Annotated in this window: 20 protein-coding genes and 1 other RNA gene; 10 read left to right on the top strand and 11 right to left on the bottom strand. The window is 45.9% G+C overall.

The window, feature by feature from the left end:
• Positions 1 to 53 precede the first annotated feature (53 nt).
• Positions 54 to 1,340, top strand: a complete 1,287-nt coding sequence (gene eno / locus FB479_RS22630; RefSeq protein WP_048034946.1) for a phosphopyruvate hydratase — start codon at positions 54 to 56, stop codon at positions 1,338 to 1,340.
• 78 nt (positions 1,341 to 1,418) lie between these two features.
• Here the strand turns inward: eno and FB479_RS22625 are convergent, their stop codons facing one another.
• Positions 1,419 to 2,183 carry an SDR family NAD(P)-dependent oxidoreductase gene (locus tag FB479_RS22625; RefSeq protein WP_142066796.1) on the bottom strand — a complete coding sequence of 255 codons (765 nt, stop codon included), beginning with the start codon at positions 2,181 to 2,183 and terminating at the stop codon, positions 1,419 to 1,421.
• A gap of 111 nt (positions 2,184 to 2,294) precedes the next feature.
• Here FB479_RS22625 and FB479_RS22620 point away from each other — a divergent pair, with 111 nt between their 5' ends.
• Complete coding sequence (locus FB479_RS22620) at positions 2,295 to 2,705, top strand: MerR family transcriptional regulator (RefSeq protein ID WP_142066795.1); 411 nt, start codon at positions 2,295 to 2,297, stop codon at positions 2,703 to 2,705.
• Between the two features lie 76 nt (positions 2,706 to 2,781).
• Here the strand turns inward: FB479_RS22620 and FB479_RS22615 are convergent, their stop codons facing one another.
• From FB479_RS22615 to FB479_RS22605, 3 genes are all read right to left on the bottom strand, one after another.
• Positions 2,782 to 3,609 (bottom strand): ABC transporter ATP-binding protein, encoded by an 828-nt coding sequence (locus FB479_RS22615; RefSeq protein ID WP_142066794.1) that lies wholly within the window; start codon positions 3,607 to 3,609, stop codon positions 2,782 to 2,784.
• A 421-nt stretch (positions 3,610 to 4,030) separates the two neighbouring features.
• The gene (locus FB479_RS22610; RefSeq protein WP_142066793.1) at positions 4,031 to 5,068 is read right to left on the bottom strand and encodes a FecCD family ABC transporter permease; all 1,038 of its coding nucleotides are present in this window, start codon (positions 5,066 to 5,068) and stop codon (positions 4,031 to 4,033) included.
• Complete coding sequence (locus FB479_RS22605) at positions 5,068 to 6,075, bottom strand: FecCD family ABC transporter permease (RefSeq protein WP_142066792.1); 1,008 nt, start codon at positions 6,073 to 6,075, stop codon at positions 5,068 to 5,070. Before FB479_RS22605 ends, FB479_RS22610 begins: the two co-directional genes overlap by 1 nt.
• 182 nt (positions 6,076 to 6,257) lie before the next feature.
• Between FB479_RS22605 and FB479_RS22600 the strand changes: the two genes are divergently transcribed.
• A complete protein-coding gene (locus tag FB479_RS22600) occupies positions 6,258 to 7,268 on the top strand; it encodes an ABC transporter substrate-binding protein (protein ID WP_142066791.1) in 1,011 nt (336 codons plus the stop codon).
• 41 nt (positions 7,269 to 7,309) lie between these two features.
• On the opposite strand, the gene FB479_RS22595 is transcribed toward FB479_RS22600, so the two are convergent.
• From FB479_RS22595 to FB479_RS22575, 5 genes are all read right to left on the bottom strand, one after another.
• Positions 7,310 to 8,548, bottom strand: a complete 1,239-nt coding sequence (locus FB479_RS22595; RefSeq protein ID WP_142066790.1) for a YjgB family protein — start codon at positions 8,546 to 8,548, stop codon at positions 7,310 to 7,312.
• Positions 8,538 to 9,062 (bottom strand): RNA polymerase sigma factor, encoded by a 525-nt coding sequence (locus FB479_RS22590; protein ID WP_142066789.1) that lies wholly within the window; start codon positions 9,060 to 9,062, stop codon positions 8,538 to 8,540. The genes FB479_RS22595 and FB479_RS22590 overlap by 11 nt, the downstream gene beginning before the upstream one ends.
• A gap of 107 nt (positions 9,063 to 9,169) precedes the next feature.
• On the bottom strand, positions 9,170 to 9,934 hold the full coding sequence (locus FB479_RS22585; RefSeq protein ID WP_142066788.1) for an ABC transporter permease: 765 nt from the start codon (positions 9,932 to 9,934) through the stop codon (positions 9,170 to 9,172).
• Positions 9,931 to 10,683, bottom strand: a complete 753-nt coding sequence (locus FB479_RS22580; protein WP_142066787.1) for an ABC transporter ATP-binding protein — start codon at positions 10,681 to 10,683, stop codon at positions 9,931 to 9,933. Before FB479_RS22580 ends, FB479_RS22585 begins: the two co-directional genes overlap by 4 nt.
• Positions 10,684 to 10,765: 82 nt before the next feature.
• Positions 10,766 to 11,161, bottom strand: coding sequence for a YqzM family protein (locus FB479_RS22575; protein WP_106657084.1), 396 nt, complete (start codon positions 11,159 to 11,161; stop codon positions 10,766 to 10,768).
• Between the two features lie 281 nt (positions 11,162 to 11,442).
• On the opposite strand from FB479_RS22575, the gene secG reads away from it, so the two are divergent.
• The 5 genes from secG to FB479_RS22550 all read left to right on the top strand — a co-directional run bounded on the left by secG (position 11,443) and on the right by FB479_RS22550 (position 19,140).
• Positions 11,443 to 11,685, top strand: a complete 243-nt coding sequence (gene secG / locus FB479_RS22570; RefSeq protein ID WP_007728789.1) for a preprotein translocase subunit SecG — start codon at positions 11,443 to 11,445, stop codon at positions 11,683 to 11,685.
• A gap of 142 nt (positions 11,686 to 11,827) precedes the next feature.
• A complete protein-coding gene (rnr, locus tag FB479_RS22565; RefSeq protein WP_142066786.1) occupies positions 11,828 to 14,338 on the top strand; it encodes a ribonuclease R in 2,511 nt (836 codons plus the stop codon).
• A 148-nt stretch (positions 14,339 to 14,486) separates the two neighbouring features.
• A complete protein-coding gene (smpB, locus tag FB479_RS22560; protein WP_016740379.1) occupies positions 14,487 to 14,960 on the top strand; it encodes an SsrA-binding protein SmpB in 474 nt (157 codons plus the stop codon).
• Between the two features lie 153 nt (positions 14,961 to 15,113).
• Positions 15,114 to 15,469: a transfer-messenger RNA gene (ssrA, locus tag FB479_RS22555) on the top strand.
• 272 nt (positions 15,470 to 15,741) lie between these two features.
• Complete coding sequence (locus FB479_RS22550) at positions 15,742 to 19,140, top strand: AAA domain-containing protein (RefSeq protein ID WP_142066785.1); 3,399 nt, start codon at positions 15,742 to 15,744, stop codon at positions 19,138 to 19,140.
• 251 nt (positions 19,141 to 19,391) lie between these two features.
• Here FB479_RS22550 and FB479_RS22545 read toward each other — a convergent pair whose 3' ends face one another.
• Together FB479_RS22545 and FB479_RS22540 are read right to left on the bottom strand one after the other, a co-directional pair.
• Positions 19,392 to 20,036 (bottom strand): DUF2306 domain-containing protein, encoded by a 645-nt coding sequence (locus tag FB479_RS22545; RefSeq protein WP_255438546.1) that lies wholly within the window; start codon positions 20,034 to 20,036, stop codon positions 19,392 to 19,394.
• A 283-nt stretch (positions 20,037 to 20,319) separates the two neighbouring features.
• On the bottom strand, positions 20,320 to 21,798 hold the full coding sequence (locus FB479_RS22540; RefSeq protein ID WP_255438544.1) for a hypothetical protein: 1,479 nt from the start codon (positions 21,796 to 21,798) through the stop codon (positions 20,320 to 20,322).
• Between the two features lie 883 nt (positions 21,799 to 22,681).
• On the opposite strand from FB479_RS22540, the gene brnQ reads away from it, so the two are divergent.
• Entirely contained in the window at positions 22,682 to 24,028 is a 1,347-nt protein-coding gene (gene brnQ, locus FB479_RS22535; protein ID WP_142066783.1) for a branched-chain amino acid transport system II carrier protein, read from the top strand.
• Between the two features lie 210 nt (positions 24,029 to 24,238).
• On the top strand, positions 24,239 to 24,886 hold the full coding sequence (locus FB479_RS22530; protein ID WP_142066817.1) for a 2OG-Fe(II) oxygenase: 648 nt from the start codon (positions 24,239 to 24,241) through the stop codon (positions 24,884 to 24,886).
• The last annotated feature ends 123 nt before the right edge of the window (positions 24,887 to 25,009 follow it).

Here is a 25,009-nt window from a genome sequence, read left to right as displayed (position 1 = left end):
GCGTTTATCGAAATAGAGTGTAAGTGCACATGAAAAAAGGAGATGGACGAGAAATGGCAATGATTACTGACATTTATGCACGTGAAATTATGGACTCCCGCGGTAATCCAACTGTGGAAGTAGAAGTGTATCTTGAAGATGGCTCGATGGGTCGCGCAGATGTTCCATCTGGAGCGTCTACAGGTGCGTATGAAGCAGTAGAGCTTCGCGACGGTGACAAATCCCGTTACTTGGGCAAAGGCGTTCTGAAAGCCGTAGAAAACGTGAATGAAATCATTGCTCCTGAACTGATCGGCATGGATGCCCTGGATCAAGTCGGCATCGATATGGCGATGATTCAGCTCGACGGCACGCCAAACAAAGGCAAGCTGGGCGCAAACGCGATTCTCGGCGTGTCCATGGCAGTAGCACGTGCAGCTGCAGATTCTCTTGGCGTTCCTCTCTACAACTACCTCGGCGGCTTCAACGCGAGAATGTTGCCAGTTCCTATGATGAACATCCTGAACGGTGGTAAGCACGCAGACAACACTGTAGACATTCAGGAATTCATGGTTATGCCAGTAGGTGCTACTTCCTTCAAGGAAGCGCTGCGCACAGGTGCGGAAATTTTCCACTCCCTGAAAAAAGTATTGGGTGAAAAAGGCCTGAGCACAGCAGTAGGGGATGAGGGCGGTTTCGCTCCAAACCTGAAATCCAACGAAGAAGCGATCACAACCATTTTGGATGCGATCAAAGCAGCTGGCTATGAGCCAGGCAAAGACGTGTTCCTCGCGCTGGACGTAGCAGCTACAGAAATGTTCAAAGACGGCAAATACCACTTCGAAGGCGAAGGCGTTGTGAAAACAACAGAAGAAATGATCGCGTTCTACGAAGATCTGGTAAACAAATACCCAATCATCTCCATCGAAGACGGTCTGTCTGAAGACGACTGGGATGGCTGGAAAGCACTCACTGACAAACTGGGCAGCAAAGTTCAGCTGGTAGGTGACGACTTGTTCGTTACGAACACAGAGCGTCTGGCTCGCGGAATCGAGACCTCTACAGGTAACTCCATTCTGGTAAAAGTAAACCAAATCGGTACGCTGACAGAAACCTTCGAAGCAATCGAAATGGCGAAGCTGGCTGGCTATACTGCGGTGATTTCCCACCGTTCCGGTGAAACCGAAGACTCTACGATTTCGGATATCGCAGTGGCTACAAATGCAGGTCAAATCAAGACTGGTGCGCCTTCCCGCACGGATCGCGTAGCGAAGTACAACCAATTGCTGCGCATTGAAGACGAACTCGCTGATACAGCTCGTTTTGGCGGTCGTTCTGCATTCTACAACCTGAAGAAGTAAGCTTGCATGATTGCTAGATAGAGCGCGGCAGTCCAGGACGAAAAAAAGTCCGGGACTGCCGCTGTTCTTTTTGTAGGATTAAAGAAACATGCCACCGGAAGCCTCGATTCGTTGCGCGTTCACCCAGCCCATTTCGTCGGTGCACAATGACGCGACAAGACCACCAATATCATCAGCTCTCCCAACCCGGCCTAACGCTGTTTGCGAACCAATAAAGTCATGTATTTCCTGATTATCCCGTACTGCTCCTCCCTGAAAGTCCGTAGCAATCGCTCCCGGGGCGATCGTATTAACCCGGATGCCCCGTTTTCCCCATTCCTTTGCCATATATCTCGTCAATACTTCGACGGCGCCTTTCATGGCGGCGTATGCTCCATAGCCGTCAAGGGCAAACCGGGTCAATCCAGTCGAGACATTAATGATTCGTCCATCATCAGAAATACGGGGCAATAATTTCTGTGTTAAGAAAAATACGCCTTTGAGGTGCACGTTTACCAAACTGTCAAACTGTTCCTCAGTGGTAGCCGAAAGTGGAGCGTTCACTCCGAAACCAGCGTTGTTAATCAGAACATCAAAACGCTCCGTATTCCATTTTTCTTGCAGTACATCGGCAAGGCGGGATACGAACCTTTCGAAAGTGGACACGTCACCCGCATCAAGTTGCAAGGCGGCAGCTTTTTGACCATTCTCCTCAATTTCTTTGATTACCAATTCCGCTTCTTCCTTGCGAGAATGATACGTCAGGATGACATCAAATCCTTTTCGAGATAGCGCGATAGCTGAATTTCGCCCTAGCCCGCGACTGCCCCCCGTTACCAGGGCGATCTTTTGCATTTTATTCATAGCGATTTATCTCCTTTACGTTATAATTGGACCACTTGAATGGTTGTAAACATGTGATCTATAGTGAGCATAAAGGTTAAAGTTCACTTTAAGTCAAGGGGGCGTGAAAAGATGTTTTACACGATTAAGCAGGTGGCTGATCTATTCGGCCTACCTGCCCATACATTGCGTTACTATGACAAAGAAGGCCTGCTGCCCTTTGTCTCACGAGACAAAAACGGTAATCGTCTCTTTAGCGAATTGGATCTCAATTGGATAGCCTTAATCTGCTGCCTCAAAAATACCGGTATGCCCATTAAAGAAATCAAAGAATACAGCGATTGGTGTAAGCAAGGAAGCCAAAAGCTAGAGGAGAGAAAAGCCCTACTTATCGCTCATCGTGAGCAAGTGGAAAAGCAAATGGAGGAATTCCAGAAAAACCTTGCGCTTATCGATGCGAAGATAGCAACCTACGAAGATCCCAAATTGGTCAAAAAAATGGACGAGCAAGCGACATTAGCTTTGCGGCAATCTGCCCATTAGCTTAAGGAAGGACGTTTTTGCATACGAAAAAAGACTGCCCATACTACTCATGGACAGTCTTTTTGTTGTTTGGAGCTTATGACATGGCGAATGCTTTTTGTTCGGTTTGCACAGTGCCCAGACGGCTTTTACTGTACGGGATGCACATAGGAGTTCCGTACAGCGGGTCTTGCGTAATTTGGCAATCCATATCGAAAACCGTACGGACAAGGTCGGTCGTCAGCACTTCGTCCGGAGCACCTTCTGCCACGACGGTCTGATTGTGAACGGCAACGATATGATGGGCATAGCGGCAAGCGAGATTCAGATCGTGGAGAACCATGACGATGGTGCGCTGTTCCGTTTGATTCAGTTCAAACAACAGGTCCAAAATCTCAATCTGATGCGACATATCCAAATAAGTCGTAGGCTCATCCAGCAAAATCGTTTCGGTACCTTGGGCGAGAGTCATCGCAATCCAGGCGCGCTGACGTTGTCCGCCAGAGAGACTGTCGACGGCGCGGTTAGCCATATTCGTTAGTTGAGTAGCTGCCAATGCTTTGTTGACCATCTGCTCGTCTTCTTCTGACCATTGCTGTAGCCAGTTTTGATAAGGATAGCGTCCTTGTTTGACCAATTGCAGAATCGTCAATCCTTCTGGTGCAGATGGGCCTTGAGGAAGGATGGCAAGACGTTTGGCTACCTCTTTGGTAGAGCGTTTCGCGATCGATTCTCCTTCAAGCAGGATGGCGCCTTCCTTTGGTTTGAGTAAACGTGCCAGAGAGCGCAGCAACGTCGATTTGCCACTGCCATTACTGCCAATGAAAACTGTGATTTTTCCACGTGGGATATTTAAATCTAACGCTTCAATGATATTGCGTTCTCCGTACGATAACGTAAGCCGTTGGGTTTCCAAAGCTTGCATATGGTCTTGACTCCTTTCAACGTATAGGAAGTTAAAAAATATTTTCAGGGCCGCATGTGGCTGTGGTGGGAGAAGAATATTTCCAGTCTAGGCTCGCTACGTCTGGAAATATTCTTCTCTGGCGTTACTGATCACATTCTTCAATGTTTTAAAGGCTTTTTAAAATCCGTATAGCACGACAGCTCGTAGAGGAAACAGGAGAAATAAGCGAAGATCTTTGGTACGCCGACCGAGACGGAATGCAAAAAGCGAAACACGCTCTTAAGCGTCCACCTCTGTAAAACTTCCTGATAGAACCACTTTGGACGCGGGTTTCGCTTTTTTTCATGGAGTCGGGCAGTCCATCCCACAGCGGGTGGCCCAAGAAGCTGAGCGTTTTCTCCTGTTTCCTCCCCACCACCACAGCGGGACAAAGTTTTTCCTAGCGATTTCGGTTTTTGTACAGCAAGTAGATGAAAAACGGAGCGCCGATGGCAGAGGTGAATACCCCTACAGGCACTTCGATTGGTGAAAATGCCATGCGTCCAATCAAATCGGCAAGCAATACGATAATGGCACCCAAGAAAGCCGAGAGTGTCATGGCACCGCCAAAGGACGGACCAATCAGTTGCTTGGCAATATGTGGGGCCAGCAAAGCCACAAAGCTGATATCTCCTCCAACAGAGACGGCTGTTCCCGTCAAAGCCGCGCAAATCATCAGCAGGAGGAAGCGATCTAATTGCAAGGAACTGCCGAGACTCGTCGCCAGATCATCGCCGAGCTGTTGAATGTTCACGCGTCTAGCAAGGAAGCCAGCTGCGAGAATCAGTCCGACGACCCACGGCAAAATCATGAATACGTCGTTCCAGTCAACGCCGTAGATGCTGCCAGTCAGCCAGAGCAATGCCTTATTTTGCAGCAAAAACGGACTGAACATGATCAGCATGGTGACAATGGCACCCGCTGCGATTTTGATTCCAACACCGATCATGACGAGACGAAGCGGTGTGACGCCTTTTTTCCAAGAGAGGGCGTACAGCAGGAATGTCGTCAATGTTGCCCCCAAAAAAGCGATGGGAGGAAGCCACTTGATGCTCGCTGTTTCAAATAGGATCAAGAAGCCGACAGCAAAAACAGATGCTCCACCCGATACCCCAAGAATATCCGGGGAAGCCAGCGGATTGCGGACGAGACCCTGCATGATGGCACCAGCTACGGCGAGTGCGGCACCTACGAGAATAGCAATGACGATGCGCGGCAGGCGAAATTGCTCCACTATCAAAGCATTCTCTTCTGAACCGATTCCCAACAAAACTTTTACCACATCGAGCGGGGCGATTTTCATTTCACCCATTCCGAGACTGACAACCGCCACTGCTACGACAATAAGCAAGGCGAGTAGCGAAAACCAGATCGTCTTTTTATGTAGCTGAAACGATGAAAAGCGCTTGCCGATGCGAAGAGACAGGTAGTCTTTCATTATTTATCCAGCCCCTTGCGTGCGACATAGATGAAGAACGGAATCCCGATCAGGGCTGTCATTACTCCAATAGGCACTTCAGCAGGCATTGCAATATAACGAGCGCCGATGTCTGCTAACAGCAGTAGGATGGAACCAAGCAGACCGCTGTACAAAAGTACCCAGCGTGTATCGATTCCGACGAGATAGCGGGCCAGATGCGGAGTGACTAAACCGACAAAACCAATAGGTCCAGCAACAGCAACTGCGCAACCGGATAAGAGAACAATGACGATTCCAACACTGAATTTGACCAATAATGTGCGTTGTCCGAGACCTTTTGCTACGTCATCACCCATCAACAACGTTTGAATCGGACGTGCGAGGACAAAAGCAGCGATCCAGGCGATGACCATATAAGGAAAGACAGTGGCTAAGTACTCCAGCTTTCTGCCTCCGACTGATCCTGCCAACCAGAAAAGCACCTCATCCGTAGCCTTTTCATTCAGGACCATCATGCCGTGTCGGATCGAAGAAGCCAAGGCGGTGATAGCTGCACCTGCTAGGACCAGCTTCACAGGCGAAAGTCCATCTCTGCCGAATGAACCGAGCAAGTAGACGATCAAACCTGCTACAGCGGCTCCTAAAAAGGAAATCCAAGTAAATTGGGTCAAGGAGCTGATCCCGACAAAAGTAACGGCGAACACAACAAATAGAGAAGCACCTGCATTTAGACCGAACAGTTCAACGTCTGCAACAGGGTTTCTCGTCAAGGATTGGAGCAGAGTTCCGGCCAAGCCGAGGCAGAAACCGACCGTAAGCGCATTGAGCACACGCGGTACACGCACTTCTTTAATGACGATGTGTTCATTGGAGCCGTTAAAATTCGTATAGGCATCAATCGCAGTTTGCCAACTCGTGTCAATGACGCCAAAGATGAGGCTGGCATAACTGAGGTAAGTCAGGAGGAGAAGGGCGAATACCAGTCCCAGAATTTTACGAAAGTTGCTAGCTAAAAAAGTATTCATGATGGCTACATCCTTATTTCTTAGATGGTTTCATAGTTAAGTGTAGAGCTACATAAAGGAAGTGTCAATGATGTTGATAGTCATTATCATTTTATGATTGACTTTTGACAAGCAGGGGAGTAGGATAGACTCTGTCATTGATATGCATTCTCATTATAGAAAAGGGAAGGGGTCCTTTCATCATGTTTTCTCGTACATATCGGACCGCAGGCGGTAAAGCTTTCTTTGCTGTCTTAATGGCGCTCTTGCTGGTTGTTACTGGTTGTGGTGCTCCGCAAGCAAGCGAACAAAAGCCAGCAGAACAAAAGCCTGCTGATCAAGCAACTGGCAATTCCGAGGGTTCCGGCCAAAGCTACACAGTGAAACACGCGATGGGCGAAACAACCATCAAAGGTACACCAGAACGCATCGTCATGTTGACCAACCAAGGTACTGAAACCTTGATGGCACTTGGTGTGAAGCCAGTAGGGGCTGTAGGTTCGACCATTGATCCTACTCAATTCTACGATTTCACGAAGTCTTTCCTTGAGGGGACAAAATCCGTAGGTACAGAAGGTCAACCTAACCTGGAAGCAATCGCGGCACTGAAGCCTGACTTGATTCTGGGTATGAAATTCCGTCATGAAAAAATTTATCAACAATTGACTGCAATTGCTCCAACCGTATTCGTGGAAGAGCCACGCGGCGACTGGAAAGCAAACTTCTCCTTGTTCGCAGAAGCAGTAAACAAAAAGGCTGAGGGAGAAAAAGTCCTCGCTGATTGGAACAAGCGCGTTGAAGACTTTAAAGCAAAAGCTGGCGACAAGCTAAACACACAAGTATCTGTTGTACGCTTTATGCCTGGTAAAGTTCGCATCTACTATAAAGACACTTTCACTGGTGCTATCTTCAAAGACCTTGGCCTGGCTCGTCCAGCTTCCCAAGACAAAGACGAATTCGCAGCAGAAGTTACGAAAGAACGCATTCCAGAAATGGACGGCGACATCATGTTCTACTTCACGTACGAAACAGGCAAAGGCGAGGCTTCCAAGCTGGAGCAAGAGTGGACAAATGATCCTCTCTGGAAAAACCTGAACGTCGTGAAAGCAGGCAAAGCAATTAAAGTGGATGACACCATCTGGAATACTTCCGGTGGCGTAATCGCAGCGAATAAAGTACTGGATGAGCTGGAAGGCCACATCATCGGTAAATAATGAGAAAAGACGGGACTGATGCTCCCGTCTTTTTTGTGTGGTTATCCCGCCATATTGTTGAATGTTCCTCGCGGGTAGTAAATGTTTACATGATCGATGTAGAGGCTGTTTGGATCATCGGTCATGATGCCTGAGAAAATGAATTTCAATTCATAATCAGGGGTTACCTTGTAGGTGTAGATGGTTTGGCCGCCCGTGGTGGTTTTGCTAACTGGCTCCCCAAGTGTTTCACGTACCTCGGCAAGTGTGATTGCTTGCAGACGAAGGTCATAGGAACGAATATCAACGATCTGCATTCCTTTGTTAAAGGCGAAGACTAGATTTAGATCCCGGTACGTATTGTACGTGATGCCATTGACGAAGGAGACGACATCTGGTTTGCCCAGCTGTTTTTCTGCTTCATCGAACACATCTTTTTCTACTCGATACTGACTACCAAAGATTTGGCCTTTCCCGGCGAGATCACGCACGCTTTGCAACATCTCGGCATTGTCCCCATACAGCATCAGATTTTTGTTTCCTTGTGGGTAATACAGATGGTATTCAACAAGAATCAGGTCTTCCTTGCTCGTGCTTTTTGTTCCTTGGAAGAGGAATTTCACCTGATAGTTGCTTGTGACATCGTAGGAGTAAATCGTTTGGTTGCCAAACTCGCTGATACGCCCCGGCTTTCCCCAGCTCTTTTCGACGGCAGACAGGCTGATTTGCTGCAAACGTGAATCTGTCCTGTGCATGTCTACGATCTGCATGCCTTTGTTGTAGCCAAACACGACTTCTTTTTTCGGATAAGCGGAGTAGATCAGTCCATTTGCTGTGTAGGTTTTCTCAGCTTTTCCCCAGCCCTTTTCCACTTCATCTACCGTTTTTTCCAGAACGAAAGGAAGGGAGATGACTCTGCCTTCTTTAGCGTGTGAGCGAATTTGTGACAATAGCTCCTCTGACTGCGGAGCAGGCTGTGTTGTTATGCTGTTGTTTGGACCTGGTCCCGGAGAAGCGGTAGGAGAGCCAGGAGCGATAGGCGCAACGGTGTCTGGCAATGTGCTCTGTTGTTGGTTCGTAAGGAGTGAGGCTCCCAGCCAGACGGTCACAGCGAGTACGGAGCAGAGGGCCAATCCCTTACCAAGCGCAGAGAAACCACGAAAAGAAGTAGTCCCTCCATTTTTGCTCACATTTGTTTGGCGAATAGCAGAAACGATCTCTTGCTTTTTTTCTCCGCTCATTTTCATATCCGGCATCCCTTTCAATTTCGCTAGTAAGTCATGGTCTGAATTAGATCGCATCGCCAATCATCTCCTTTTTCTCACGCTCAAGTATTTCCCTGACCGCTTTCATGGCACGGTGCAGTGTCACGTTTACTTTGTTTTCGGACCACCCAAGTATTTCAGCCGTCTCCTTGGAGGACAGTCCCTTGACTCCGCGCAAAATGAGCACTTCGCGAAAAGCGGGTTTTACGTCACGGATTGCATGGTAAAGTGCTTGCTGCTCCTCATGTACGTGCAGAATTTCTTCCGGTGTTTTTTCTTCAGTCTCTACGTTCGCCAGCCATTTATCTGGCAGCCAATTGCGAAGACGTTGCTTTCGTCTATGATCGATGGCGGTATTCCTCGCGATCGTCAATAGCCAAGTTTTTGGCTGCGACCTGCCTTCGAATGCATCCAGAGACCGAAGCGCTTTTAAAAAGACATCCTGAACGAGATCTTCTACATCGCGGGTTCCGGTGTAGTAAATAAGAAATTTGTAAATATCATCGCCATAGCGCAGGAACCATTGCTCTATTAAACCGTTTTTGTCCATAGCTGAACCACCTTTTGTACGTTCTACTTGTAATTTGACGACTCAGGGGGCATTTCATTACAAAAACAAAAAAACTGCCGGAAGCAGAGGTCCGACAGTGCGTGTATTTAAGAGTGGAGCATAGAATCCCGTGTAAACCAGAGCTGATAGCTGAGCATGCTGATCAGAACCGCCGAAATGGCCGCAGAGGAGCTGAAGCTGAGCATAATGAGGATTTGGTAGCGCACGGCTTCGATGGGACTGGCACCCGCGACGATCATTCCGGTCATCATCCCTGGCAATTGGACGAGTCCGATTGTTTTCATCGTATCGAAGGTAGGAATCATGCTCGCTTTAACAGCGCGCTTCAACACCACATGCACGGCTTGGCGTGTCGTGGCTCCCAGACAAAGTAGTGTCTCGATTTCCCCACGGGAGGCTTCCACTTCTCTGTTCATGTGCGTGAGAAAAAGGCTCGTGACGATCATGGAGCTGCCAATAATCATGCCGCTCATCGGGATAAGGTGCTGCGGGGTAGGAGAGACAAGCCCGAGTACAACCAACAGTCCCATGGTGATGACCTCTGTTATCGCAAGTGAAATGGAGATCCGCCAAAAGATCCCCGATAACCGTTTCGCTCTGCTGGCAGCGTTCCACGAAGCGACCAAGATCATCATGAGAATGATCAATAAAATAAACCAGACACTATCGGCAGCAAAGACAAAATGTAGGACGTAGCCGATCGCGAGCAATTGAACGGTAGAGCGGATGGTGCCAATCAAAATGTCTTTTTCCAAACCGAGCTTCTGCCAAACAGAGAGCAGGAGGGCAATGAAAACAAAGGCATAGGCAAAGAGTAGCCACATGTATGAAAACGTAAACGTATGCGTCATCGCTGCACCTCACTTAGGGCAGCATGGACATAGCCATCTTGCAAAAATTCACGGGCTTCAACGGATTGGGGCGAGTGGAAAAATGCATCACAATCAGCGTCTTCTGCGAGCTGGTGGTTGGCCATAAACCAGATGCGCTTGCAAGCGACTCGAGCTTCTTCTAAATCATGCGTGACCCAAATTAAGGTCGTACCCGTTTGGCGGTGCAAATCGACGAGGAGCCGCTCACCAGCCTGCTTGCTTTTCGGATCAAGTGAAGCAGTGACCTCATCCAGAAGCAGGACAGGTGGCTGAAGCAACAGGCTGCGGACGAGAGCGAGCCGTTGCTTTTCACCGCCGGACAGTTGAGCGGCTGGTTTTGCCCAATCGATCTCTTCCATATATAACTGCTCCATCAAGTCAGAGGCGAGCTTCTTATCAAAAGGACGCTGATGCAGGCTGCTCACTGTCCGCAGGTTGTCTTCCACGCTGCCTGGCAGCATAACAGCCTGCTGTGCCACATAACTGATTTTCATTCGCCAAGCTCTCGCGTCCCACAGTGACATTTCTTTATTCTCTAAGAAAACCGTACCGGCGTCAGGCTGCAGAAGACGACCCAAAATACGGAGCAAGGTGCTTTTTCCTTGGCCTGATTTTCCCAGAATTCCAATAATCGTAGGCTTTGTAATACTGGCGTTTACGTCACGGAACAACCATGTACTCGTGGGAGAGTGGATTTGTTTCCCTAAAGCTTCGATCTTGATGGTCATATGTAAAAGCCTCCCCATTAACGCGGAAAACACCGAAGAGGACGAGTCTTCGGTGTTTCTTTCCTACTGGCTATCTATGTACTTATTTCTTCTCCGACAGCCACTGTGAAACCGCTTGAATTTCTGGTTGTTTCTTCAGCAATCCAGGAGGCATGCCGCCCTTACCTTCTTTGATAATTTTGGCAATGTCTTCAGCGCTGTGTGTTGCTCCAACTTTCGTCAGGTTTGGACCTGCAATGCCTTCGAGATTTTGACCATGACAGGAAGCGCAATTTTGTTTGAATACAGCAGCAGCGTCAATTTGTGCAGTTGGTGCGCCGCCACCATTTGCTTCTTCCCCATGTGTTGGTGGGAAAATGATTGATCCTACAAGTGCAATGAGAAAAACTAGAAACAAGATACCAAACGAAGTAAAAAAGGCCTTCGCGGAATCAATTACATCGTTTTGATTCATGTCTTTTTTGTTGGACCCAGCCATCTGACAAAGACCTCCCAAAGCAAATAATAAAGTTTCATGGTAATTTTACGGCAAAAGTTTGACAATATCAAGGCGACTACCAAACAAGACAAAGAAAGTACACAATTTGCCATTTTTTATTAAAAACACGTTGCTCTTATTCTACCTTACAACGGTCAATATTATTTGAGAGAATTTCTCTTATAATGGAAGGGATAGCGGGTTGCTGTTACCAGACAAGTGTGATAAAGTTGTTGTATTGGTTTTTTCCGCCTTGGAAATACGTTTTGAGGTGAATGAAAATGGCATTGGCTGCGAAAATTTTACTTGTGATCGCAAGTATTGGCTTAATTATCGTCGTGTTGCTGCAATCGGGAAAAAGTGCCGGCCTTTCCGGAGCGATTGGTGGCGGCGCAGAGCAACTGATGGGCAAACAAAAAGCCCGCGGGATTGACGCACTTTTAGGGAAACTGACCGTTGTATTTGCGGTTGGCTTCATGATTTTTGCGATTTTGCTCGGGTATTTCTTGAAATCAGGAGCGTAATAGACGAACGGCCGAAAGACAGCGAGTGCAACTTGCTGTCTTTTTCTCTATTCCGATTGCGATATGCGGGAACGGTGAATACTACATAATAGGATGGTCATGGAGAAACGCGGGAATGCCACGCGAAAAAGGAGGTTTGTGAATGGAAGACCAAGAAAAAATACTCGCGTTTATGCGAGAGCAAGCATATCACCCGATGACGGTGAGGGAACTGGAAGAAGCGTTTGGAATCAAGGATTCTGCCACGTTCAAGGAGCTTGTGAAAACGCTGAATGCACTGGAAGCGAGCGGAGAGGTGATCCGCACCAGAGCGAATCGGTATGGCGTGCCTGAAAAAATGAATTTGGTACGTGGACGTCTGCAAAGTCATCCGAAGGGCTTCGGATTTGTGATCCCGGAAACACAGGGCACGGAGGACGTTTACGTTCATGCGAATGATATGAACGGTGCACTGCATGGGGATACCGTACTGGTTCGTGTGGAAAAGGAAGCGGGCGGCAATCGTCTGGAAGGGCAGATTATTCGCATCGTCGAGCGGGGAATGAAGCAGGTTGTCGGGACGTTCAAGGACGAGACGTATTACGCGTTTGTCATTCCCGATGAAAAGCGGCTCGGCAAGGATATTTTTGTCCCCAAAGAAGCCTATAACGGTGCCGTAGATGGTCACAAGGTAGTTGTGAACATCGTTCGCTACCCAGAGGGACGAGTGAATCCTGAGGGTGAAGTCGTCGAGATTCTCGGCCATAAGAATGATCCGGGCGTCGATATCCTGTCGATTATCCGTAAGTTCAACTTGCCTGAAGCTTTTCCAGAAGACGTGTTAGCAGAGGCTGAGGCAGCACCAGATGAGATTTCCGAGGAGGAGATCAGCGGCCGTCGTGATTTGCGCGAGCGAATGATGGTTACGATCGACGGTGCGGATGCCAAAGACTTGGACGATGCCGTTTCCCTGGAGAGGCTGCCAAACGGAAATGTAAGACTCGGCGTGCATATCGCTGACGTCAGCTATTATGTTCGTGAAAAGTCCCAGCTGGACAATGAGGCGTATCGTCGCGGTACCAGTGTCTACTTAGTTGACCGCGTCATTCCGATGCTGCCGCATCGCTTGTCCAATGGCATATGCAGTCTCAATCCGCAGGTAGATCGATTGACGATTTCCTGCGATATGGAGATGGATGCGAACGGAAACACCGTGAAGTACGACATCTTTTTGAGTGTGATTCGTACAGATGAGCGCATGACGTATGCAGATGTACGCAGTATTTTGGAAGACAAGGACGAAGCCTTGACCGAGAAATACAGCAGACTCGTTCCGATGTTCGAGGATATGAAAGAGCTGGCCTTGAAGCTGCGTAAAAAACGGATGCAGCGCGGCGCGATTGACTTTGATTTCCGCGAAGCAAAAATTTACGTCGATGAAGAGGGAACCCCTACAGAAATCGGCTTCCGTACGAGATCGATTGCGGAGCAGATCATCGAGGAGTTCATGCTCGCTGCCAACGAAACAGTGGCGGAGCATTTCCACTGGATGAAGCAGCCGTTCATGTACCGGATTCACGAAGACCCGAACGCTGAAAAGCTCATGGCCTTCATGGAGTTCATCACGAATTTCGGTTACTCGATCCGCGGGAAGGGCAATTCTGTTCATCCACGCGCGTTGCAGCAGTTGCTGGAAGAGGTAAAAGGAACGCCGGAAGAAATTATTATCAGCACCGTCATGCTGCGTTCGATGAAGCAAGCGCGCTACGACGCGGAAAGTCTGGGGCATTACGGCTTGTCTACGGAGTTTTATACTCATTTTACTTCGCCGATTCGCCGTTATCCCGACCTGATCGTCCATCGTCGCATTCGCGAATGGATCGAGTTGGGGAATCAAATATCAGAAAAACGTCTGGGGTACTGGGCAGAGCAAATGCCAGTAATCGCGGAGCATGCGTCACAGCGTGAACGTCTGGCTGTCGATGCCGAGCGTGAAACAGACGATCTGAAAAAAGCGGAGTTCATGCTGGAGCGAGTGGGAGAAGAATTCGAAGGCGTCATCTCCAGTGTCACTTCGTTTGGGATTTTCGTCGAACTGCCTAACACCATTGAAGGCTTGGTGCACGTCAGCTTTTTGACCGACGACTACTATCATTACCATGAGAAAATGTTTGCGCTGGTCGGTGAGCGCACAGGCAAGCAGTACCGGATCGGAGATGTCGTCGAGGTACGTGTAGCGAATGTCAACGTGGATGAACGCACTATCGACTTCGAAATCGTCGGGATGCCGAAGGCTGGCTTCCGCGGTAGCCGTGAGCGTACGCCTCGCGTAATAGATGGGCGCGGTGGAGATCGTAAGCCGACACGTGGTAAACAAGATCGTTCACGCGCAGGCCGTGCAGATCGTCCTGGCAAACCAGATCGTCAAAAGGATAAAAAGCATCCGGCAGAAATCCGCCAGAAATACAAGGATCGCCGTAAAGCGGAAGGGAACACCCCCCCTCGCCGTGCTGGATCGGGCAAAGCATCGAGCGGTGAGGAAGTGCTGCCAATCGGTGCAGGAGAAGGAGATACCCCAGCGAAACGCCAGAAGGGATTCTGGGAAGATCTCGTCAAGTCCAAGAAAAAGAATCGCAAAAACGTAGCCAGTCAAGCGAAACGGAAACGCCGTTAAACAGTTGTTTAAACCCCGAAAAGTACTCGGAACGATCCGTTTCCCTTTTCGGGGATGTTTATTTACCGGGTAAATGACTTGCCACAATGGGCAAAATTTGCTAGACTAACTGGTACGAAACGCAGTACGTACAAGTGAGGTGATCTCCGTGTCAAAAGATAAGGCCGGAACCAAGACAATCGCCCAAAACCGAAAAGCGCGCCACGATTACCACATCGAGCAAGTATACGAGGCAGGCATTGAGCTGACCGGTACGGAGATCAAGTCCGTGCGTGCGGCGCGTGTCCAGCTCAAGGACAGCTTCGCCCGTGTGCAGAATGGCGAATTGCTTCTGTACAATGTGCACATCAGTCCGTACGAGCAGGGAAATCGCTTTAACCATGAGCCAGAGCGGACTCGCAAGCTGCTGATGCGCCGCTTGGAAATCCTCAAGCTCAATGGTCTGATTCGCGAAAGAGGGTACTCGCTGGTCCCGCTCAGCATTTATTTGAAGGGCGGCTGGGCCAAAGTCGAGCTCGCACTTGTCAAAGGGAAAAAGAACTACGACAAGCGCGAAGACCTCAAGAAAAAAGAGTCTGCGCGTGATATCGAGCGTGCTCTGCGCGAACGCCAAAAAGGCTGATTGGATTGCACTGGCAGGCTTGGCAGCAATCAACGTTGAGTTTTGGCTGTCGCCTGTGCTATATTTAATAAGCAACAACAAGCCAATACACTGTTTAATATAGTCTAGGTGTGGATGTAATGGCTCTTCACCTAGACTTTTTCTCACCTACCTGGGGGCGTTCTGGATTCGACGGGGATGGTAGAGCATGAGAAGCGAGCCGGGGGGCTGCGGACCTCGTCAACAACGCGGAACGCCATTAACTGGCAACAAACAACTTTCTCTCGCTGCTTAATAACCAGTGAGGCGCTACCATTCCATCGCCCATGTGGCATGATTAGCGCTCAACTTTAGTGGGATACGCCGGAGGCTTCCGCCTGGAGCCGAAGGAAGAAGATCAATCAGGCTAGGTAACGGGTCAGCGCGTCACTCCGCGAATCCGGTACCGAAATGTAAATGAGTGACTGCGCTCGGAGATGCTCATGTATCGCTGTTTTCGGACGGGGGTTCGAATCCCCCCGCCTCCACCAAATACATAAAGTGAAGCCACCTGATGAGGGTGGTTTTTTTGCGTTTATTGGGAAGTTTCGCTACACATAGCGGTTTGGAAAGCTTGTTATATCAAGCATTGTGGGGAGTTGAGTAAATGTATAGCGAAGAATATTTGATGTTATTCGAGTCGGTGAACACCATATATGTGAATAATCAAGTATTACTTCAAAGAATTAGCATATCTTTTACTTGCTTTCCTGTATAATTTTAGGGGAAAACTTTGAGGGGTAGAGGTAGGTGAAAGTTCAAAATGAAAGTGATCACTTATTGGAGAAACAGTCTGGCGGATGCAGATCGTCTGAATCTGGATTTGTCAAAACTCTCTTCTCCCAAACAAATAGCATTTTCGGATATTGAGCGTGGTACATTACCACCTGCGATTGTTGAGGCATATTTCAGCAAAGATAAGTATAAAGAGGAACAAGTGATAGATGTTCTGCTTGCTCCTGTTGTTGCCTATATCAAGACTGAACATGGGGCGACTTTAAAGAAAGACTTGAAAGTGCTGGTTCCGTTATGGGTTCCTGCCAAACTGCACAAAGAAGGTCAGCTTCAAGTGAAACCTGATGCATTTCCGTGGATTCCAAGGAACTTTCTTGAGCCGTGTTCTTCAGATATTATTCCTATTGGCAAATTGGAGAGCATGGATGTATTTTTGTCCTCTCACCGTCAACCTGAAGAAAACTGGACAGACTATTGGAATTATGCCCTGAATCTGTTTTGCTCAGTCACAGGACAGGCGTTGTCTGCATTTGAACACGAACAGTATATGAGATGGAAAAAGGCATTTGTTTCAGATGAATCAGTCAAACGAGGTATGTCCAAAAATATTATTGAATTGTACGACGATATCAGGAGAAAGAAATACATACCACCACTTTTGAAAAGTTATGCTTCATTAGAAGATACACAGCTAAAACCCCTATTGGATGATATGGATTCCATTTTACAATCAGGAAATCATTTGGGGCAGATGAGTAATGTGTTTCCTGTATCAGAATCACAACGGGAAACTATTCATCACTTTTTAACATTGAATGAAGGAGAAATTCTTGCCGTCAACGGGCCGCCGGGAACAGGAAAAACAACAATGCTACAGAGCGTTGTTTCGACACTATGGATTAAAGCGGCGTATGAACAAACAGAACCTCCAGTGATCGTTGTTACTTCAACTAATAATCAAGCTGTAACCAATGTAATAGACAGCTTTGGAAAAATAACTGAAAATCCTAATTCGCTTGAGGGCAGGTGGATACCCAATGTTCATAGCTATGGATTATATTTGTCGTCTATCTCCCAAGATGAGAATCCAGGTTTCCAGACAGTCTATCCGTATCAAAGGGATGAGAAGAAGCCGCGTGGATTTACAACCAAACTTGAGACACAAGAATATGTTGCAGATGCAGAGAAGCTCTTTTTAGAAAAAAGTAGTTCATATGCGAAAAAGACATTCACTACGGTTAAGGAAGCGGTGGAATTTCTGCATGGTGAATTGAAGCAGACTGTAGATGAGCAGAGACAGTTAATTAAGGACTACCATGAGTTTTTGCATATCAACAAAATTGAGCAGGAAAAGTATCCGCAGGGAATCGAAAAAGCGTTAGCGGATAAAAGGGATGAGCTTGAACAAATACAGTACGAGTTAAACACAAAAAAACAGACGGAAATCGAATGGAACAAGCATCTGTACTCTCAACCGTGGTGGATGACAAAACTGAATTTCTTTCCGCTTAAAGGCTACGTCGACAAAAAGAGACGATTGCGAAACAAGATATTCATGCTTTCATATGGATATGACGAAATGGAAGAGGACGAGTTTACAACATCTATCCAGACGAGTAAAAAGAATCTTCAGCGGGATTTCGATATGGCTCAGGAAGAATTTGAACTGGTACAGAAAGATCAGCAATGGTATCAGAATACACGTAATGTATGGAACGATTGGAAAAACAAATTGCGTTTGAATGAAGAGGAAGATTTGCTCTCAAGATTGGACAGCGGTTACAGATACAATGCTTTTAAACTGGCAACCCACTACTGGGAAGGACGCTGGATACTGCAAATGCAGAATGAGTTTTCTACTAACTATGAAGACTCTCGTGGTGAAGCAAAGCAGAAAACAAGGTGGAGAAGAAACGCGAAACTTACCCCATGCTTTGTTTCAACATTGTTTATGACGCCATCTTTTTTCAAGGCATACCAAGGCGAATCAATACCGTTGTATAAGTTCATTGACCTGCTGATTATAGATGAAGCGGGGCAAGTGAGTCCTGAGATAGCAGGAGCAACATTTGCACTGGCAAAGAAAGCTTTGGTTGTTGGAGATACATTGCAAATTGAACCAGTATGGAACATTCCAAAATCAATTGATCTGAAAAACATGGAGAAATTCAAACTTGCCAGCACATATGATGATGCAGAAAAAACCGTGTTGAACAAATACATTGGTGCTTCCAATGGCACAGTGATGCATATTGCACAAAGGGCAAGCAAGTATCAGAAATATAATGAAGCCAGAGGGATGTATCTGACTGAACATCGTCGTTGTGTGCCGGAAATCATCGGTTACTGCAACAGATTGGCATACAAGGGACGACTCTTGCCGAAAAGAGGAAGTGAATCTGATTATCCACTGCCACATCTGGGCTACGCACATGTTCAAGGGGTATCCGAAAAATTTAGCGGTAGTAATCGTAATCGGATTGAAGCAGATGTTATCGTTAACTGGATATTGGACAATCAAGAGCGATTGATAAAGATGTATGAAGATCAAAAACTATCTAAAATAGAGGATATTATTGCAGTCGTAACCCCTTTTACCCAGCAACGACAACTGATTCAAACTGCGTTGAAAAGAGCCGAAATAAAGGATATGAAGGTGGGGACGGTTCATGCACTTCAAGGGGCGGAAAGACCAATCGTTATCTTTTCGCCAGTGTATGACAGCAGTACAGAATCGGGATATTTTTTTGATAATGGAGTCAACATGATGAATGTTGCTGTATCCCGTGCAAAAGACAGCTTCCTGGTGTTCGGGGATATGCAGATTTTTGATTCCAATGCATCTACGCCATCCGGTTTGCTGGCACGGTATCTGTTTGCAGATGAAGCAAATGAAATAAAGAATATCAGAATCTCTTCACGTGCATTGTCAAATCTCAGCGGAGCCGTCCATCATATAAGGGAGTTGGGTGAACATAGAAGAGTGTTGAAAGAATGCATTCGTGCCGCCAAGAAGGAAATACATATTGTTTCACCGTTCATGTCTTCGGTGGCAATCGAAGCGGACGGATTGCTTGAGGTATTTGCTGACACCATACGAAATGGAACTCAAGTTACTATATACACCGATGAGAAACTAAACGAGCAAAACGAAAGGCAGAGAAACAATTTCGTTAAAGCAAAAGAATCATTGCAAAATGCGGGAGTTAAAGTTGTCGTTGCCAACCGTATCCACAACAAGACGCTTTGGATAGATAACAGATTACTCATTGAAGGATCTTTTAACTGGCTATCAGCAAGGCGAAGTCCAAATGATCCATGGTGCAGGTATGAAACATCTCTTGTCTATAAAGGTGATGGGGTTGAACAAATGATTCAGCAGATTTGCTCTGATTTGGAGAAGAGAAAAGTAATGCAGATGGCATAAAACTTAGAGATATTTATTGCACAGGGAGTATCTTAAGCAGATAATGCCAGGTCAGCGCGTCACTCCGCGAATCCGGTGCCGAAATTTAAATGAGTGACTGCGCTCGGAGATGCTCATGTATCGCTGTTTTCGGACGGGGGTTCGAATCCCCCCGCCTCCACCAATACATAATCACAGGACTATAACAGGAAAGCTGGCCAATTTGGTCAGCTTATTTAATTGTTAAAGCATCCATGAGGGCACTGTGGATATTAAGATTTCTTCAATATAGCCCACTCAACAATCACAAAATTAAGAATAAGCCCAGCCCAAATGTTTACATTCAATACCTCTCCAATGACGGTTTCCATACCATGCGGAAGAGAAAAACCGTGAAAAATAAAGTACAGAAGAAGTAATACTGGCACCAATAGACGCGCGCTTACGGCAACCAAGGTCATACCGAAACTGCGAATCATCCATTTTCGGTGTTCCTCATATTCCCTGTTGATGGCGGTACGGTACCCTTTCCAGCAAGTGAACAGCCAAGCCAAAGATAAGACAAGGAAGCTTGTTGCCTTCATAAAATTTTCTGCATAAAAGATACTCCCTAAAGAGAGTAGTCCGCTGATAAACACACTGTACACATAAACCCTCCCAAGAAAACGATGTATTCTTGGTTTCTGTAGGCGAATCCGGTCGACAAACTGGAAAAAACCAGTGAGAAGAGCAATGAAAGCTGAAACGATATGAGCAACTAATAAAGGATAGTGAACAGTGACGGAAATAATCGTTTTGCGACTGTTTGCAGGATCCAATGTTAAATAGAAGGATAACCACAAGAGATACAAGAAATAATCCCCACCAAATTTTAGGGAGTTTCTCAAGCACGCAAAAACCTCTCCCTTCTGAATCATTTGTCTTATCCCATCCTAAACGCAAGTTCAAAACAAACCCTAAACGATTTCTAAAAAAAGGATAAAAACTAGAGGTGATGGGGTAGAACAAATGATTCAGCAGATTAACTCTGATTTGCTGAGGAGACAGGCTGATGCAGGGAGGTAGTAAAGATGAAAGTAATGGAACTGATCTAGGAAAATACCAATCACTGGATTGGCTGGATCACAATTCCCGTTCCTTGCATAAAAAAACAAAGACCAACATAGTAAATATCGCCGGTCTTTGACTCATATTCAGCTATTAATTGGGCTCTAACACAAAGTAATAGGGTTTGGAGAGAAGATTGTGCAAATGATCGCGTACTTCCACGTTAGGCAATCGGTTTAAAGATTCGCTTATTTCCCGCTTCATGTCCGCGTACTGGCTTTCATACTGCTCTTCCAGACCCTCTTTTTGTTTCTCCTCGTGAATGACTTTAGCTAAACGCTTTGCTATCTCAAATAGCTCTTGATTGGTCTCATCGTAACCAGGTTCATTCGCGTTTGCCAAATATCCGCGCATTTCTGCCAAGCGCGACATAGTATCACGCCAGTTCCATGCTTGTATATTCTTTTCTCTTGTTTGAGAGCATATCTCCACAAACGGATTTTTCGATAACAAATCCTCTAATGTACCCCATGCATCTGGTCGCAAAGATTCTTCGAGTTTTTGCAGACAGTACGCATCAGGAGAGAGTAACTCTACCACTTCACGAAACGCTGGAATCGAGTTTCGTTGATAGCTTTTGATCCCCCACAAGCTATGTACCTGCAAGGCAGTAGCAAATGACTTGCAGTGTGTATCGAGCTCTTCTAATTGTTCCTCATCTAGCTTATGACTAGCAAGAATCCTCGCTTTTACCTGATTATCAGGGATGCTTTCATTAGCTTCGCCTAATTGCATGTTTCTTTTGATGTACGTTCGAACCGTGTCTTTTGGTATCGATCTATCCTCTTGAGCACCAAGAATACCAAATCGATAAGTGATAAAATCCTCGAATCCTTTACTACTTCCGAACCCATCATCGATGGCGTGCAAATCTGGTTGCACTTCCATCATTTCAGCGAGCACCTGCTCCTCAAGTCCATAAATGCATGCTTCGATATGTGTCCAGTAGCTTCTGCATTCGGCTTCGCTCCCGAGTACACGTTGATAGACGTCATGGAAGAAGAGGATATGAGCAATTTCGTGGAAGTAATTTTGGAAAGGAAACTTGATGTGATTTCCCTCCAAATACGAGCCTGCATTTTGATAGATTCGTCCATGCTCTGGTCGGAATAACGTGGGTAGCGTCGAGTGCAAATCTAAGTATAATCCAATCCCCTCATTGTAACTATGTGCCCAAACAGCTAAATAGGTTGGGCTTAACAACAAAGCGATGGAGTGATTGGTAATTTGAACAGGCAAGTTGAAATAGCCGCCGTTTATTTGAGGCTGTAAGCTCAACCAGGTCATCCCAACTGCTAGAGCCTGATATAAAGGAAATTCACCATCCGCTGATGCTTCTCTACAATAACGTTGAAATTGACGTATATCGCTTACAATTCCATGGTTCTGAAAACCGTAGTTACTCTCGAATCGCTCAAGTCCTTCCATAAAATCCTCTGCTGATACCGTTAAAAATACGTTAATTCCATCTACCCAAAGATCGGAACCGATCTCTGATTCTAGCCATGTGTCTGCATCCTCGGCAAGCTCTCTCAACTGATGATATCTATCCAACAAATGCGATTGATTCATAAACTGCACCATCCCGTCATGTTTGCTTACTGCCTGGAAAGCGAGAACTCTTTGCAAAAAATTCAAGAGCACACGAGGTGCTCTTGAACAATCGATTACTTTTTACACGCAAGGGTCATAATTGGATGGAAAAGCAATTTCATTTCTTGAACGTTTTGATTGTTAGAAAGTTGTACTTTCACTACCTTTTTCATGGCAATCCGTCCTTCCTAACTTTTATATGGTTACGGAGATCATGCATACTTTTTTGACTCTCTTACAAGCAAACATCAACAACTACGCGCCATTTCAACGCTTTCATTTCTTGTACGTGTTTGTTCTTGTTTACTGCTACTTTCACGACTTTTTTCATGAGTTTGCACCTCCTTTCCAAAAGGATGGAACTATATGTGCTTGCTTTCAACAAAAGGATTAATTGTAATTATAAGGAAAATTGACAATTGATTTCAAGTTAAGAAAAATAAATATTTTCTGAAATATATAAAACTTAGATGATGCCATAGATACGACGGTTCATTCCAGTGATCCGGAGTACAGGAGTCGAAAAGCTCCATCAACTTTTTAGGAAGGGTAGGGGTTCGAATCTCCCTTCTCGTATCTAGGGAAGGTACTTCCAGATGCGACATTAAGGACGCTTGTAGTATACTGTATCAGGGGTGTAAGCTTGATTTCCGGTAACCATGGAGTACCTGAGCCTGAGCCCACTCCATATTTGCAAGAGAAAGATAATTCTTTCTCTTGGGGGCAGTACTTTGAGTTATATGTGTTTGAACAGAATGTTTATTTAGAGTATAGTATCAGAATGAATAAATTTGGGGTTGGTAAGCAACCAACTGAATGAACATTTATGAATGAGAGATATAGAACAATTAGGAGGATTGTTGTGTCACAGAAAGCGCCAGTTTCTTTTGTAGTTACGATAGGATTCATGTTATTTGCTTTGTTTTTTGGAGCGGGTAATTTAATTTTTCCGCCAATGCTTGGCCAATTAGCAGGAACAAATGTATGGCTAGCCAATGCAGGTTTCTTGGTGACAGGGGTTGGGTTACCTTTGCTGGCGATCACAGCCTTAGTTTATTCGGGAAAAGACGACTTGCGCTCCTTAGCCAGTCGGGTGCATCCCGTATTCGGAATGGTATTCACGATTGTTCTATATCTAGCAATCGGTCCGTTTTTTGCGATACCTAGATCCGGCAATGTATCGTTTGATATTGGGATAAAGCCGTTCCTATCAGAACAGGCAGGTCCGGCACCGTTGATTCTATTCACCATCCTGTTTTTCGCAATTGCCTGCTTCTTATCGCTCAATCCTATGAAAATTATCCATGTAGTCGGAAAAATCTTAACTCCAATTAAATTGACATTTATCGGAATTATTGCAGTAACGGCTATTCTTTATCCAATTGGAGCCCTTCAAGCTCCGCAAGCAGATTACACATCCCATGTGTTTTTCAAGGGTTTTCAAGAAGGGTATTTAACATTGGATGCGCTTGTCGCTTTTGTTTTTGGAATGATCATCGTGAATGCGATTAAAGAAAAAGGAGTGACTGCCAAAAAACAAGTTTTGGCTACGAGCGCAAAAGCAACAATCATAGCCGGTATCCTTCTCGCTCTTTTCTATACCGCACTTTCCTTTATGGGTGCCTCTAGTGTGGAAAAGTTGGGCCACTTAGAAAATGGCGCTGAAGTTTTGGCGAAAGTTTCGCATTACTACTTTGGTTCTTATGGTGCCATTTTATTGGGATTAATGATTACAGTGGCATGTTTGACTACAAGTGTAGGGCTTATTACAGCCTGTTCTTCTTTTTTTCATGGATTGTTTCCGAAGATCTCTTACAAAAAATTTGCGGTTATTTTGTCTGTTTTCAGTACACTCGTTGCCAATATTGGACTAACGCAACTCATTAAGGTCTCCGTTCCGATCTTAATGACCATGTATCCGATTGCGATCTCGTTACTCTTCTTGACGTTTCTGCACAAAGCATTCAATGGCAGGCCAGAAGTGTATCAAGGAAGTTTACTGTTCACTTTTCTGATTAGTCTGTTTGATGGCTTAAAGGCTGGCGGGATGGACAACAGTGTTGTCCATCATTATTTTACTCAGTACCTTCCACTGTATGAGGTAGGTTTGGGCTGGCTGCTGCCCTCTCTAATAGGGGGGATATGCGGATACATGATCAGTGTATGCCGGAAGAATACGTACCACGTTCAAAAACAAAAGGAGGCATGAAAATAGCTTTTCACTTAGACACATGCCACTTATAAGATGCTTTACAAATCCGTCTCTTACCATATAGGAGACGGGTTTTGTTCATAAGCTAATCAGAATCGAGCCACAGTTAAAAATATTTGGATTTTTCTAAAGTTTACTGATTGATTTTACCTATTTTATGGTATTCTATTTTTTGCGACGGACGTCATATATATGGGGTGCATAATGATGGTAGGGCACACAACAGAGAAAGAACGGACGATTTTTGATCATACTGGGAATAGGATCAAGACAGAAGATCGAGAGATTCGAATCCTTGCTAAGTATGAGGAACCGCTGATTGTCGTGTTAGGAAATGTGCTTAGCGATAGCGAATGTGATGAGCTAATCGAACATTCCAGAGAACGATTGCAACGCTCAAAAATAGGCGAAGATCGTTCAGTCAATTCTATTCGAACGAGCAGCGGGGTGTTCTGCGAGCAGACGGAGACGATTGCAAGAATCGAGAAGCGAATCTCTCAAATCATGAATATTCCAATTGAGCACGGTGATGGCTTGCAAGTTCTACGATATACCCCTGGTCAAGAATATAAACCCCATTATGATTTCTTTGCAGAAACGAGTCGAGCAAGTACGAACAATCGCATTAGTACGCTCGTGATGTATTTGAATGATGTGGAGCAAGGCGGAGAAACGGTGTTCCCTTTGCTTAATTTATCTGTTTTCCCTACCAAAGGCATGGCTGTCTACTTTGAATATTTTTATAGAAATCAAGAATTAAACGAGTTCACTTTGCATGCTGGGACACAAGTGATCCATGGGGAAAAGTGGGTGGCAACGATGTGGATGAGAAGGCAAAGCATTCGGGTCTCCTAGATGATGATGTACGAAAACTACCACCTGAAAAAGGTGGCTTTTTTGTGTCCACAAGCCAAGAGTCGGCAGTTTGAGCTTTCTTATATACTTGAAACGAATATTATCAAGTGTTAGACTATTTTT

This window comes from Brevibacillus sp. AG162 (genome assembly GCF_006715575.1).
GTDB lineage: Bacteria > Bacillota > Bacilli > Brevibacillales > Brevibacillaceae > Brevibacillus > Brevibacillus brevis.
The sequence above is the reverse complement of the archived record's forward strand: the minus strand, read 5'-3'. Positions and strand labels throughout refer to the sequence as shown.

Coding starts and splice junctions, on each gene's coding strand:
- eno (WP_048034946.1), top strand. CDS start 54: ATGGCAATGATTACTGACATTTATGCACGTGAAATTATGGACTCCCGC.
- FB479_RS22625 (WP_142066796.1), bottom strand. CDS start 2,183: ATGAATAAAATGCAAAAGATCGCCCTGGTAACGGGGGGCAGTCGCGGG.
- FB479_RS22620 (WP_142066795.1), top strand. CDS start 2,295: ATGTTTTACACGATTAAGCAGGTGGCTGATCTATTCGGCCTACCTGCC.
- FB479_RS22615 (WP_142066794.1), bottom strand. CDS start 3,609: ATGCAAGCTTTGGAAACCCAACGGCTTACGTTATCGTACGGAGAACGC.
- FB479_RS22610 (WP_142066793.1), bottom strand. CDS start 5,068: ATGAAAGACTACCTGTCTCTTCGCATCGGCAAGCGCTTTTCATCGTTT.
- FB479_RS22605 (WP_142066792.1), bottom strand. CDS start 6,075: ATGAATACTTTTTTAGCTAGCAACTTTCGTAAAATTCTGGGACTGGTA.
- FB479_RS22600 (WP_142066791.1), top strand. CDS start 6,258: ATGTTTTCTCGTACATATCGGACCGCAGGCGGTAAAGCTTTCTTTGCT.
- FB479_RS22595 (WP_142066790.1), bottom strand. CDS start 8,548: ATGCGATCTAATTCAGACCATGACTTACTAGCGAAATTGAAAGGGATG.
- FB479_RS22590 (WP_142066789.1), bottom strand. CDS start 9,062: ATGGACAAAAACGGTTTAATAGAGCAATGGTTCCTGCGCTATGGCGAT.
- FB479_RS22585 (WP_142066788.1), bottom strand. CDS start 9,934: ATGACGCATACGTTTACGTTTTCATACATGTGGCTACTCTTTGCCTAT.
- FB479_RS22580 (WP_142066787.1), bottom strand. CDS start 10,683: ATGACCATCAAGATCGAAGCTTTAGGGAAACAAATCCACTCTCCCACG.
- FB479_RS22575 (WP_106657084.1), bottom strand. CDS start 11,161: ATGGCTGGGTCCAACAAAAAAGACATGAATCAAAACGATGTAATTGAT.
- secG (WP_007728789.1), top strand. CDS start 11,443: ATGGCATTGGCTGCGAAAATTTTACTTGTGATCGCAAGTATTGGCTTA.
- rnr (WP_142066786.1), top strand. CDS start 11,828: ATGGAAGACCAAGAAAAAATACTCGCGTTTATGCGAGAGCAAGCATAT.
- FB479_RS22550 (WP_142066785.1), top strand. CDS start 15,742: ATGAAAGTGATCACTTATTGGAGAAACAGTCTGGCGGATGCAGATCGT.
- FB479_RS22545 (WP_255438546.1), bottom strand. CDS start 20,036: ATGATTCAGAAGGGAGAGGTTTTTGCGTGCTTGAGAAACTCCCTAAAA.
- FB479_RS22540 (WP_255438544.1), bottom strand. CDS start 21,798: ATGAATCAATCGCATTTGTTGGATAGATATCATCAGTTGAGAGAGCTT.
- FB479_RS22530 (WP_142066817.1), top strand. CDS start 24,239: ATGGTAGGGCACACAACAGAGAAAGAACGGACGATTTTTGATCATACT.